Source organism: Paenibacillus dendritiformis, from assembly GCF_021654795.1.
GTDB lineage: Bacteria > Bacillota > Bacilli > Paenibacillales > Paenibacillaceae > Paenibacillus_B.
On the sequence record NZ_AP025344.1, the window covers coordinates 2,189,898 to 2,204,344 of the forward strand.

Genomic DNA, 14,447 nt, shown 5'->3' on the forward strand with positions numbered 1-14,447 from the left:
GGTAAGATGAGTGCTGCGAACGGAAATTACGAAGGAACCGGCCTGGAAATCGCCGTGATCGGCATGGCAGGACGATTCCCGGGAGCCAAGAACCTGGCCGAATTTTGGGCCAACTTGCGCGACGGCGTGGAATCGGTCACTTTCTTCACGGATGAAGAGTTAAGGGAGGCGGGGATCGGCCGCGAGCTCCTCGGACACCCCCAGTACGTAAAGGCGAAGGCGATGCTGGAGGATGTGGAATCCTTCGATGCGCCGTTTTTTAACTATACGCCGCGGGAGGCGGAACTGGTCGATCCCCAGTTCCGGCTCTTCCATGAATGCTCGTGGGAAGCGCTGGAGGACGCGGGGTACACGCCCGACACCGAGGGGAAGTTAATCGGCGTCTATGCGGGGGCTTCGCCCAACACCTATTGGGTGGCCAGCCAGATTATGAGAGCCGCCCATTCGAGCGATCATTTTCAAATCCTGCAATTGAACAATCCGTCGTTCACGACGCGGATTTCCTATAAGTTGAATTTGAAAGGCCCCAGCGTGAGCGTGCAGACGGCCTGCTCCACCTCGCTCGTGTCCATTCACCTCGCCTGTCAGGGCTTGCTGGGGGGCGAGTGCGATCTTGCGCTGGCCGGGGGCGTCTCGATCAATTTGCCGCGCATTACCGGATACCTGTATCAGGAAGGCATGATCCAGTCGCCGGACGGCCATTGCCGGCCCTTTGACGAAGGAGCCAACGGCACCTTGTTCGGCGACGGCATCGGGATCGTGGTGCTGAAGCGGCTGGCTGACGCCCTCGCGGACGGCGACACGATCCATGCCATAATCAAAGGTTCGGCGATCAATAATGACGGCAGCCGGAAGGTCGGCTACACGGCGCCGAGCACGAACGGCCAAGTCGAGGTCATCCGGGCCGCCCATCACATGGCCGAGGTGGATCCGGAAAGCATCGGCTATATCGAGGCGCACGGCACGGGAACGGCGCTCGGCGATCCGATCGAGGTGGAGGCGCTGCAGCTTGCCTTCAACACGGAGAGAACCGGTTTTTGCAGAATCGGATCGCTCAAATCCAATATCGGCCATCTCGATGCCGCCGCCGGAGTCGCCGGGTTCATCAAAGCCGTGCTGGCGCTCAAGCATCGGCAGATCCCGCCGAGCCTTCACGTTCAGAACCCGAACCCGAAAATCGATTTTGCCCGTTCCCCCTTCACCGTCAACACGGAGCTGTCCCGGTGGGACAGAGCCGGCGGTCCGCTGCGGGCTGGAGTGAGCTCCTTCGGCATCGGGGGCACGAACGCGCATGTCGTCTTGGAGGAAGCGCCGCCTGTGCAGGCCGGCTCTTCGGGACGGGACAGGAAGCTGCTCGTGCTCTCTGCCGAGACGGAGGACGGCTTGGAGCGCGCGACCCGCAACCTGGGCGAGTTCCTGCGCAGCCGTCCCGAGACCGCGTTGGCGGATGCGGCGTACACGCTGCAGACGGGACGCAAGCGGTTCCGGTTCCGCCGCGCGCTGGTGTGCTCCGATGTTCGGGAAGCGATCGCATGCCTGGAAGATCCGGGAAACGGCAAGGTACATACGGGCGAATCGGAGTTCGATCGGGCCCGCGTCATCTTCCTCTTCCCCGGGCAAGGCTCGCAGTATGTGAACATGGGGCTGGATTTGTACCGGAAGGAGCCGCTGTTCCGCGCGGAAATGGACCGCTGCTGCGAGATTATCGCCGCGGCGGGCGGCCCCGATCCGAGAGAACTGCTGTACCCGGAGGAAGGCCGTGCGGCGAGCCCGTCCGCGGCGGAGCGCCTCAACCGGACGGAAGCGGCGCAGCCGGCCTTGTTCGCTTTCGAATATGCATTGGCCAAGCTGCTGATGTCGTGGGGAATCCAGCCGCACGCGATGATTGGCCACAGCATCGGCGAATATACGGCGGCGTGCCTGTCCGGGGTGCTCTCGATACAAGACGCGCTGGAGCTGGTCACGCTGCGCGGGAAGCTGATGCAGAGCCTGCCGGCCGGAGAGATGCTGAGCGTCTCGCTGTCCGAGGAGAGCGTAAGCCCGCTGCTCCCGCCGGAACTGTCGCTGGCGGCCGTCAACGGGCCGGAGCAGTGCGCCGTGTCGGGTCCGCCCGCGGCGATCGCTTCGTTCGCGGCGGCGCTGGCCGAGCGGGGAGTGGCGCACCGGAAGCTTCATACCTCGCATGCGTTCCATTCGGCGATGTTGGAGCCGATATTGGCGCCGTACGCCGACAAGGTGAAGCGGATCGCGCTGTCGGCGCCAACCATCCCGTACGTGTCCAATGTGACGGGGACCTGGATGACGGCGGAAGATGCCTGCGATCCGGCTTACTGGACGCGCCACGCGCGGGGGACGGTGCGGTTCGCCGACGGCGCGGCCAGGCTGCTCCAGGAGAAGCAGGCCGTATTTATCGAAATCGGGCCCGGCAACGCGCTCAGCAGCTTTATCCGCAAGATGCAGGCTCAGGCCGAAGCGGACGGCGGGCACGAGGCGTATCATCTCGTCCGGCATCCGCAGGAGCAAGCCGCGGATGATGCCTATCTGCTGGAGAAGATAGGAAAATTGTGGATTGCAGGCGTGCGAATCGATTGGACGGGGTACTATGGGCCGGAGCGCCGCCGCCGGATTGCATTGCCGACCTATCCGTTCGAGCGCCGGCGCTATTCCGTGGACGGCCTGCGCCTGGATGAGGGCGGTCTGCGGCGGGCGGACGCCGTGCGGGAAGGAGCGCTGCCGGAAGCGGGGAGCGGGCGCGAAGCCGCCGCGCCGGGCGGCGCAGCGGCCCGCCCGGCGTCGGCAGCGTCCATCGAGCATATGATTGCGGATACGGTACAGCGCCATTTCGGCTTTGCGGACCTCGGCATGAACGATAACTTCTTTGATATCGGAGCGAGCTCGCTTGATATTTCCCAGTTGGCCGACAAGCTGGCAGGGGCATTCGGAAGGGACATTCCCGTGGTCGCGCTGTATTCGTACCCGACCGTCCGCACGCTGGCGGCGTTCCTGCGGGAAGACGGGCTGCAAGCGCCGGCGGAGGAGGCGCAGAAGGAAGAGCGCCTGCGCGCCATGGAAGAGGGACGGGCGCGGACGGAGCGGATGAGATCCGCGTCGCTTCGGGCGCGAATGCAGCCGGAGCATGGGGAACGGCGGGACAGCGAAGCCTCCGTCTCCGGGGAGAACGGGCTCGAGATTGCCGTCATCGGCATGGCCGCCCGCTTCCCGGGCGCGGATAATCTCGACCAATTCTGGCGCAATCTGCGCGACGGGGTCGAGTCGATTACGTTCTTCACCGACGAGGAGCTGCTTCAGGAGGGTCTCGATCCGGCGCTTGTCTCCCATCCGTCTTACGTGAAAGCCAAGGGCGTCCTGAATGGGATCGACCAGTTCGATGCCGCCTTTTTCGGTTATTCGCCGCGGGAAGCCCAGCTGATGGACCCGCAGCTGCGGCTGTTCCACGAATGCGCGTGGGAAGCGCTGGAATCGGCCGGGTACAATCCGGACGCCTATCCGGGACTTATCGGCGTCTATGCGGGCGCGACCCCGAATCTGGATTGGGTCTCCCGCTTCGCCGGAGGCTTGAACGGAACGGAGCGGTTCAGCGCCATGCTGCTCAACGATCGGGAATTTTTCAGCACGCAGCTATCCTATAAGCTGAATCTCCGCGGACCGAGCATCTCCATGCAGACGGCCTGCTCGACTTCGCTGGTCAACATCGCCCTGGCCGCCCAGGGGTTATTGGCAGGGGCATGCGATATCGCCTTGGCGGGCGGGGCCACCGTCAGTGTGCCCCAGAAGCAAGGCTACCTGTACGAAGACGGCATGATTCTGTCGCCGGACGGGCACTGCCGCGCCTTTGACGAGCAGGCGGCGGGAACCGTCTTCGGAGACGGCGTCGGCATCGTCATCCTGAAGCGGCTGCGGGACGCCATCGCGGACGGTGACATCATTCACGCCGTCATCAAAGGCTTCGGCCTGAACAATGACGGCATGCGCAAGGTCGGCTTCACCGCCCCGAGCACGAAGGGGCAGGCCGAGGTAATCCGTGCGGCCCATCTGATGGCTGGCGTGGAACCGGAGAGCATCACTTATGTCGAGGCGCACGGAACGGGGACGAATATGGGGGACCCGATCGAGATCGAGGCGTTGAAGGAGGCGTTTCATACCGAAGAGACGGGCTTTTGCCGCATCGGGTCGGTCAAGACCAACGTCGGGCATCTCAACAGCGCGGCCGGCGCGGCCGGCTTCATCAAGACGGTGCTGGCGATGAAGGCGAGGCAGATTCCGCCGAGCCTGCATTTTGAACGGGAAAATCCGAAGATCGATTTCGCCAACAGCCCGTTTGTCGTCAACACCGACCTGACGCCTTGGGAGAGCGGCCGCTATCCGCTGCGCTCCGGGATCAGCTCGTTCGGCATCGGGGGCACCAACGCGCATGTCGTCCTGGAGGAGGCCCCGGTCCTGGAGCCATCGGGCGAAGGCCGAGCCGATAAATTGCTGCTCTTGTCGGCGAGAACGGCAACGGCTCTGACCGAGGCGAAAGCGCGCTTGGCCAGGTTCCTGACGGAACGGCCGGACATCAATCTGTCGGATGCGGCGTACACGCTGCAAGCAGGCCGCAAGGCCTTCGAATGGAGAGCCGCGTTCGTCTGCAGGACGGCGGAGGAAGCGGCCGCCATTCTGGCATCGCCCGAGCCTGACCGGATCGCGGTGGCCGAGACGGGGACGCAAGCCCGTTCCGTCGTCCTCCTGTTCCCGGGGCAAGGCTCCCAGTACGTCAACATGGGCCGCGGACTGTACCGCGATGAGCCCGACTTCCGGGAGGAGGTGGACCGGTGTCTCGCACTCATTCAACCGCATATGGCGCTTGATTTGAAGGCCGTGCTGTATCCGGACGAGTCCGGCCGCGGAGCGCATGAGGACGAGCTTATGCTGCGGACGGATATCGCGCAGCCCCTGCTGTTCATCGTCGAATATGCGCTGGCCAAGCTGCTCATGCGGTGGGGCGTTCGTCCGGAGGCGATGATGGGACACAGCATCGGCGAGTATGTCGCCGCATGCCTGGCGGGGGTATTTACGCTGGACGAAGCGCTGCAGCTCGTCGCGCTTCGCGGACGGCTCATGCAGGGCGTGCCTGCCGGAGCGATGCTCAGCGTAGCGCTGCCCGAGCCTGAACTGCGCGGCATGTTGCCGGATCGGCTTGCGCTGGCTGCCGTCAACAGCACGTCCTTATGCGTCGTCGCAGGGGAATCGGCCGACATTGACGAATTTGCCCGGCGGCTTGAAGCCGCGGGCTGCGCGTGCCGTCGTCTGCATACATCCCATGCGTTCCATTCGCACATGATGGATCCGATCTTGCCGGAATTTGCGGAGCGGGTGCGCTCGATCCGGCTGAAGGAGCCAGCGATTCCTTTTATATCCAATGTGTCCGGCACGTGGATAACGGCGGAAGAAGCCACGGATCCCGAATATTGGGTCCGGCATTTGCGGTCGGCCGTGCGCTTCGCGGACGGGCTGGACGAACTGTTGAGCAACCCGCGGGCCGTGTTCATCGAGGCGGGCCCGGGCAATGCGCTCAGCACGTTCGTGCGCAAGCATCTCGCGGCTTCGCGGGACCGGGTCGCCGTCAATCTGATGAGGCACCCTCAGGAAGCCGACTCGGATTCCGCTTACTTGCTTCACAAAATCGGACGCCTCTGGCTGGCCGGCATCGATATCGATTGGGCGGGCTTCTATGCGCATGAGCGCCGGAGACGCGTGGAACTGCCAACCTATCCGATGGAGCGGCAGCGCTATTGGCTGGATGAGGCGCAGCAGCCGCTGTCGCCGGGGCGGCCGTCCGGGCCGCGGAGCGGGGGCAAAAACCCGAACATGGCCGACTGGTTCTACTACCCTTCGTGGGAACGGACGGTACTGCAAGAGGTCCCGGACAAGCCGGACGGGGACGGGCGGCATGACTGGCTTATCTTCGCGGACGGCTGCGGCCTCGCGGACGAACTGGCCGCCCTCGTGCGGAAGGAAGGACATCGGGCCGTCATCGTGGAGGCCGATGCCGCGTTCGCCAAGCGCGATGCCGATGCGTTCGCTCTGGCCCCTGCCGCGGCGGAGCAGTACTCGCTGCTGTTGGAGGAGCTGCGCGCCCGGGAGTTCACGCCGGACCGGGTCGTCCATTTATGGAATGTCTCTCCCGCCGTCGAGGAATTGCCGGATGGGGATTGTTCCGGCGCGGAGCCGGGGGCGCAGGCGGAGTCCGAACGGCGCCAGCAGGAACTCGGGTATTACAGCTTGATCTTCCTCGCGCAAGCGCTTCGCAGACAGAAGGAGACCGCGGACGTCCGCATTGCGGTCGTGTCGACCGATATGCAGGAGGTAACGGGGCTGGAACGGCTGTCTCCGGGCAAAATGACGCTGCTGGGGCCGGGCCTCGTCCTTCAGCAGGAATACAGCGGAATGACCTGCGTGAGCATCGATATCGATGCGCCGGAAGGGACCGGTCATCATCGGCAGACCGCCGAACGCATCGCAGCGGAGCTATCGGTCCCGGCATCGGATCGCCTGATCGCTTATCGCGGCCCATACCGCTGGGCGCAGCAGTACAAGCCGCTTGCCCTGCGCCAGGCGGATCCTCCGGCGGCGCCATTCCGGGAACGCGGGGTCTACCTGATCACCGGCGGGCTCGGTGGAATCGGCATGCTGACGGCGGAGTATTTGGCCCGGCATTACCGGGCGCGGCTCATTCTTACCGGGCGCTCTTCCTTCCCCGCGCGGGAGGAATACGGCCATTGGCTGGCCGAACACGGCGAAGCGCATCCGATTTCCCGCAAAATCAAGCGGGTGCAGCAGTTGGAAGCGTTGGGGGCCGAGGTGACTTACATCCAGGCCGATCTGTCCGACGAAGCGCAGATGAGCCGCGTATTCGAATCTATTGACGCCGCGTACGGCGGCGTGAACGGGGTCGTGCAGGCAGCCGGGCTTCCCGGCGCGGAATCGTTCCACGCGATCGAGAATATCGGCGGGGGCCAGACCGACGAACAGTTCCGCGCCAAAGTCCAAGGGCTGCAGACACTGTCCAAGCTGCTCGCCGGGAGAGAGGCGGATGTGTGCATTCTGTTCTCCTCGATCGCAAGCGTGCTGGGCGGACTGGGCTTCAGCGCCTATTCGGCCGCGAACCTGTACATGGACGCCTTCGCCCGCAGAGAGAACCGGGCAGGGGGGACGAGGTGGCTGTGCGTCAATTGGGACGCATGGGAGTTCTGGGAGGAGCACCGCTCGACCATTGGGGAATCGCTCGTCGAGCTGGCGATATTGCCTGCCGAAGCGCCGGATTTGTTCCGGTACGTCTACAACCGTTGCGGCAGCAACCAGATCATCGTGTCCACCGGAGATCTGGAGATGCGCATCGATCAATGGATTCGGCACGCAGGCAAGAAGAAGGAAGAACCGGCGGGAAGCGGGGCCACATTCGGCAGGCCGAATCTGACCAACCCGTATGTCGCCCCGCGCAACCGGATAGAGAAGACGATCGCCGACGTGTGGAAGCAATTTTTCCGTATGGATGAAGTGGGCATTCATGATAATTTCTTTGACCTCGGGGCGAGCTCTCTCGACATGATCCAATTGACCGGCAAATTAAACGAAGCGTTGGGCGAAAGCATCGCCGTCGTCGATTTGTTCACCTATCCCAGCATACATGCGCTCGCGCAGCGCCTGACCCGGAACGGACAGGACGAGGCGGAGGAAGCGGAGATGGAGCAGCAGTTGATCGGTTCGGTGGCCAAAGGAAAGAAACGGCAGCAGCAGCAAAAAGAAAAAAGACGCAAAGGAGAGGTCTTGCAATGAGCGTATCGAGCGGAAGTGAGTACACCGGATCCGAAATCGCCGTCATCGGCATGTCGGGAAGGTTCCCGGGCGCCAAAAATTTGCGGGAATATTGGGACAACCTCTGCAGCGCCAAGGAGAGCATTTCCTTTTTCAGCGAAGAGGAACTGCTGGAGGCCGGGATCGATCCGGACACGGTGCGCCATCCGAATTTTGTGAAGGCCAAAGGGATGCTGGATGACATCGAATACTTCGATCCCGAATTTTTCGATTATACCCCGCGCGAAGCGGAGGTCATGGATCCGCAATTCCGTCTTCTGCATGAATGCTCTTGGGAAGCGCTCGAACAAGCGGGCTACGATCCGAAGACGTATCGAGGAGCCATCGGGCTCTATACCGGGGCAGCCTTCAATTCCCACTGGTTCATGCGGGCGTTCAAAGGGCTGGGTACGGCGGAGGAATCCGCGACGCTGGAGACGGCGATGCTCAATCTTCGCGATTATATGGCGACCCTCGTCTCGTACAAGCTGAATTTGAAGGGGCCGAGCTTCACGGTGCAGACGGCCTGCTCCACATCGCTCGTGGCCGTGCATCTCGCCTGCCAGGGCTTGCTCAGCGGCGAATGCAGCATGGCGCTGGCCGGCGGGGTGTCGATTCAACTGCCGAAGAAAAACGGCTATTTCTATCAAGAAGGCATGATCAATTCGCCTGACGGGCACTGCCGCGCTTTTGACGAACAGGCGGCCGGCACCGTCTTTGGGGATGGGGCGGGCATCGTCCTCTTGAAGCCGCTGGAGGATGCGCTCGCGGACGGCGACCACATCTTCGCCGTCATTAAAGGCTCGGCCATCAATAATGACGGGAACCGGAAAGTGGGATATACCGCGCCCAGCACGCAGGGTCAGGTGTCCGTCATTCGAGCCGCTCATCATGTGGCGGAAGTGGAACCGGAAAGCATCAGCTACATCGAGGCGCACGGCACGGGGACGACGCTGGGCGATCCGATTGAGATCGAAGCGTTGAAAACCGCCTTTCAGACGGAAAAGAAAGGCTATTGCGGCATCGGCTCAGCCAAATCCAACATCGGACATCTGAACAACGCCGCGGGGGTGGCCGGCTTCATCAAGACGGTGCTCGCGCTGGCGAACAAACAATTGCCGCCGACGCTTCACTATGAACGGCCGAACCCGAAAATCGACTTCGAGAACAGTCCGTTCTATGTCAACGATCGCTTGAGGGAGTGGACGAGCGTCGGCGGCCCGCTGCGCGCGGGAGTCAGCTCGTTCGGCATCGGCGGAACGAACGCGCATGTCGTCCTGGAGGAGGCGCCGCCCCCGGCGGCCTCCTCCCCGGGCAGGGCGGCGCAGCTTATCGCCTTGTCCGCCAAGACGGAAGCCTCGCTTGAACGGCTGACCAAGCGAATGGCCCGGCATTTGGAAGAGCATCCGGACATATGCTTGGCCGATATGGCGTATACGCTGCACGTGGGGCGGGCGGCGTTCCCGCATCGCCGCACGCTCGTCTGCTCCAGCGCGGAAGAAGCTGCCGCCCGGCTGGGCCAGCCGGACGGTGCCGATGTCCAGAGCGGGATCGCCGCGGCGGACGACAAGCCTGTCGTCTTCATGTTCTCCGGCCAAGGCTCGCAATACGCCGGCATGGGCCGGGAACTGTACGAACGGGAGCCGGTGTTCCGCGCCGAGGCGGATCGGTGCTTCGAGCTGATGCCGGATGCAATCGGCAAGCAGGTGAAGCAGGTTCTATACCCGTCTGGCGAAGAGGCTGATGCGGAGGCTTCCGGTCTAATCAACCGGACAGACATTGCGCAGCCCGTCATCTTTACGGTCGAGTACGCGCTGGCCAAGCTGATGATGGACTGGGGAGTGCGTCCGCAGGCGATGATCGGGCACAGCATCGGCGAATATGCCGCCGCCTGCCTCGCCGGAGTCTTCCCGCTCGAGGACGCCATCCGGCTCGTCACGCTTCGCGGACAATTGATGCAGAGTCTGCCTGGCGGCGTCATGCTGAGCGTGCCTCTGAGCGAGCAAGAGGTGATGCCGCTGCTGTCCGGCGGATTGTCGCTGGCCGCGGTGAACGCGCCTTCCATGTGCGTCGTGTCGGGAACGCAGGAAGCGGTCGAGGCGCTGGCCGCCAATCTGGAGAAGGAAGGGCATGCCTGCCGGCGGCTGCATACGTCCCATGCGTTCCATTCCGCCATGATGGATCCCATCCTGGAGCGCTATGAGCAGGAGGTGGGCAGGCTGGCGCTGCAGCCGCCGCGCATCCCGTTCATTTCGAACGTGACGGGGACATGGATTCGGGATGAGGAAGCGGTAAGCCCGGCATACTGGGCGCGCCATCTGCGCGGCACGGTGCGGTTCGCCGCCGGACTCGCGACATTGTTCGCGGAGATCGATGCCGCGTATGCGGAGGTTGGCGGAGGCAACGCGCTGACCGCCTTTGCGAGGCGGCAGACGGAGGCTGCGGGGGAGCGCGTCCTGGTGAACCTGCTGCGCCATCCGCAGCAGACCGCGTCGGATGTGGCGCATCTCCTTCATCAGGTCGGACGGCTGTGGAACGCGGGCGTAACATTCGATTGGGCCCGCTTCTATGGAGAGGAGCAGAGAAACCGCATTCCGCTCCCCACCTATCCGTTCGACCGCCGGCGCTTCTGGATCGAGGAGGAAGGAATCCGCATCGTCCACGCCGGCTCCGCTGCCGAGAGCGCGGGGCCGTCCGGCGAAGCGGCTCCGGCGTTCCGGCGGGAAACTGCGCGCGGAACCGCCGAGCCCCGGAATGCGCTGGAAGAGACGTTGGCCGGCATCTGGCGGAATCTGTTCGGTATCGAGGAAATCGGGATTTACGATGATTTCTTCGAATTGGGCGGCCACTCCTTGAAGGCGACCAGTCTCATCGCCAAGATCCATAAGGAGCTCGACGCGGAGCTGGCCTTATCGGATATTTTCAACATGCCGACGATCAGCGCGCTTGCCCGGCACATCGAACAGATGGAGAAAAACCAATATTTCGCCATCTCGCCGGCGGAGCCGAAGCCGTATTATCAGGTGTCTTCCGCCCAGAAACGGACGTTCCTCATCCATCAGCAAATCGGCGACGTAACGACCTACAACATGCCGATGGCCTTATTGGTTCACGGGCGGGCCGATGCGGAGCGGTTCGAGCAAACGTTCATCCAATTGATTCACCGCCATGAAAATATGCGGACCTCGTTCCATATGGTGGACGGAGAGCCGATGCAGAAAATCCATGAAACGTTCTCGTTCGCGATCGAACGCCTCGAGGCCGATGAGCAGGAGATGAACAAAATCGTTCGCAGGTTCATCAGACCGTTCGATCTGGGCCAAGCCCCGCTGATCCGCGCTTCCTTCGTCAAGCTTGGGCCGGAGAAGCATGTGCTGCTCGTGGATATGCACAATATCGTGTCGGACGGCGCATCCATGAACGTGTTCATCAAGGAGTTCAGCGATCTGTATGCCGGCAAGGATCTCCCGCCGCTGCGGATTCAGTATAAGGATTATGCGGAATGGCAGCACCGCCTGTTGGAAGGAGACATGATTCGGAAGCAGGAGGAATATTGGATGAGCCAGTTCCGGGGCGACATCCCGGCGCTGAATATGCCGACCGACTTCGAGCGGCCCGAATTCCAATCTTTCGTCGGCAGGGCGCATAAGCTCACACTTCCGAAGGAGACGGCAGAGCGGTTGAATGCCTTGGCCAAGTCCCGCAATGTGACGATCAATGTGCTGCTGTTCCACCTGTACACCCTTGTGCTCCACCACTATACCGGCCAGCGCGATCTGACGGTCGGCTCGCTGGTCGCAGGCCGGCGGCATGCCGACGTGGAGCCGTTGATCGGCATGTTCACCAACTTTTTGCCGATACGGGTCAGCTTCGAGGAGAACCGCACCATCCTCGAGCAACTGCACGCGCTCAATAACACAATGATGAACGCGTATGAAAATCAAGACTACCCGTTCGATCGGATGGTGGAGAAATTGTCGGCCAAACTGCCGCGCGGCCGCAATCCGCTGTTCGATACGATGATGATTTTCCATAACGAATTCGACGGGAACCCGGTGCTGAAGGCCGAAGGACTCGCCTTCGAGAACTATAACATTACGAAGGGGATCTCCAAGCTCGACTTCAAGCTCGATATCGGCGTGGCGGACGACGGCGGGCTGCTCTGCGTCATGCAGTATAACACGGCCCTCTTCGTCGAAGACACGATAGCGGGGCTGATGCGGCACTTCGTCGAGCTGATGGATGTCGCGCTGGCCGATCCGGAGCGGAAGCTGGGGGAGATCCGGCTGCTCTCCGAGGAGGAACAAAGCGAACTGGCCGCCAAAAGACGGCATCCGGAGCCTGAACGCACCTTCGCCGTCGCCGCCGCCTCCACCTTCACGGCAGACCCGATCCGACCGTATATCAAATGGTGGGGCGAGCAATTCGGATTGCGACTCGACGTTTATTTTGCGCCTTATCATCAAGTGTTCCAGGAGCTTTTGAATCCGGACAGCGCGCTCTCCTCCGAGGGCGACGCGGGGTTGCTCCTCGTACGGTTCGAGGATTGGCTGCGGGATGATCGCTCGCCGGAGGACCAGCAAATCAAGAAGCTGGAGCGGGCGTTCTCCGATCTGGCGCAGGCTCTGTCTGTTAGGAAAGGCGCAAGGCCGTTGTTCGCCGGCGTGTTTCCGGTGTCGGGTTCCCTTGGGGCTTCGGCGGTCATGACGAGCTATCTGGAGGAGCTGACGGACCGGTGGAAGCGGGAGCTGGAAGCGAAGGAGCATGTCCAAGTCATCGACTTCAGAGAGGTTGGCGGGATGTTCGGCGTGGGGCAAATCGATGATGCGGCCGCCGATCTGGCTGGGCACATGCCGTTCACCCCGGAATATTACGCGGCCATCGGCACGTTCACGGCGCGCCGCCTGCTGGCCTGGCACGGACACCCGTTCAAGGTCATCGCGGTCGACTGCGACCATACGCTGTGGAATGGAGTATGCGGCGAGGACGGAGCCGAAGGAGTCGCGGTTACGGAGCCTTATCGCGATTTCCAACGGTTGCTGCTGGAGAAGCAGCGCGAAGGCATGCTGCTGGTCCTGGTCAGCAAGAATAACGACAGGGACGTGTGGGATGTTTTTGAGCGACATCCGGACATGCTGCTGACAAAAGAGGATTTCGCCGGCTGGCGCATCAACTGGAGCCCGAAATCCGAAAATCTCCGCGCGCTGGCGGAGGAGCTCCGGTTGGGTCTGGACAGCTTCATTTTGCTCGATGACAGCTCGCTGGAATGCTCGGAGGTCCGCTCGAATTGCCCGGAAGTGCTGGCGCTGCAGCTGCCGGAAGAACATCAGATCCCGGCATTTCTGCGGCATGTGTGGGCGCTGGATCGCATCCGCGTGACGGAAGACGACAAGCGAAGAACGGAGAGGTACAGAACGGAGCGCAAGCGCGGCGAAGCTCGCGAAGCCGCTTCATCGCTGCAGGCCTTTCTCAATGAGTTGGGGATCGTGATGAGCATCAAGGAGGCGCATTCCGGGCAATTGCCCCGCATCGCCCAGCTTATGCAGCGGACCAATCAATTCACGCTGAATGCGGACCGAAGCATGGCAGACCGCCTGCCGTCCATTCTGGCGCAGCCGGATACGGCATGCTGGGCCATCGAAGCCGCGGACCGGTTCGGAAGCTACGGTCTGGCCGGGGCCGTCCTTACCCGATGCGAGGGCTCCATCATGCATCTGGATGCTTTCCTCTTAAGCTGCCGCATCCTCGGAAGAGGAATCGAGGCGGCCGTAATCAGCGCATTAAAGCCGTACTGCCTTGAACGGCATGCCGATGAGATCGAAGCCGTATGCACGCTTACCGGGAAGAACGAACCGATGGTTGCCTTTTTGCAATCGGGAGGATGGCGCGTCATGGAGGAGACGGATCGGGCCGTGCGCTTCCGGCATGCGGTGAAGGATATCCCGGATTCTATCGATTATATCGAATGTGTCCGCAACGCGCCTCTTCCTGGCGGCGAGGAGGCGAAGCACGCAGACAGCGGCGCGCCACGCGAGTCAATTACCGGCGCTGTGGCCGGGGGAAGCTTCGAGCAGCCGTCATGGGACATGGTTCTCGACGAGCGCTATCCGCTGCTGCACCGGAATCAGCTGCTCCCGCTGCAATATTATGATGCGGCCCGGCTTCTCCAATTGCCGGTGCAGAACACCGGGGAAGGAGCGCCGCAGAGAGCCGCTTACCGCGCTCCGACCAACGAGGTGGAAGCGGCAATGGTGCAGATCTGGGAACGGGTGCTCGGCATCGGCGGCATCGGCATCGACGACGACTTTTTCCGGCTGGGCGGCACTTCCCTCCATGCCGTACGGGTTGAGGTGGAGATGGAAAAGCAGGGTCTCTTCGCGAACGGACAGCAATTATTCACATCCCGGACGATCCATCAATTATGCCCGCTTATTCGCGTTTCCGTTATGGATTGAACCGGAGCGTCTTATCTTTTTCTCAAGACATCGGCTGCAGGTATGCGGCCGATGTCTTGCTTTTGCATGGGAAATATAGGATAATGAGTGCGTTGTAGGCATCCAGAATCATACATATAGGCATATTCGTGGGATTTG

Annotated in this window: 2 protein-coding genes; both read left to right on the top strand. The window is 62.2% G+C overall.

Translation table 11 applies throughout. From position 1 onward, the window contains the following. Window positions 1-6: 6 nt before the first annotated feature. The gene (locus tag L6439_RS09550) at window positions 7-7,836 is read left to right on the top strand and encodes a type I polyketide synthase (RefSeq protein ID WP_213470252.1); all 7,830 of its coding nucleotides are present in this window, start codon (window positions 7-9) and stop codon (window positions 7,834-7,836) included. Then, complete coding sequence (locus tag L6439_RS09555) at window positions 7,833-14,309, top strand: type I polyketide synthase (RefSeq protein ID WP_213470254.1); 6,477 nt, start codon at window positions 7,833-7,835, stop codon at window positions 14,307-14,309. Before L6439_RS09550 ends, L6439_RS09555 begins: the two co-directional genes overlap by 4 nt. Window positions 14,310-14,447 lie beyond the last annotated feature (138 nt).

What these genes read in the sequence shown, in the direction of transcription:
- L6439_RS09550 (WP_213470252.1), top strand. Translation starts at nt 7, where the DNA reads ATGAGTGCTGCGAACGGAAATTACGAAGGAACCGGCCTGGAAATCGCC.
- L6439_RS09555 (WP_213470254.1), top strand. Translation starts at nt 7,833, where the DNA reads ATGAGCGTATCGAGCGGAAGTGAGTACACCGGATCCGAAATCGCCGTC.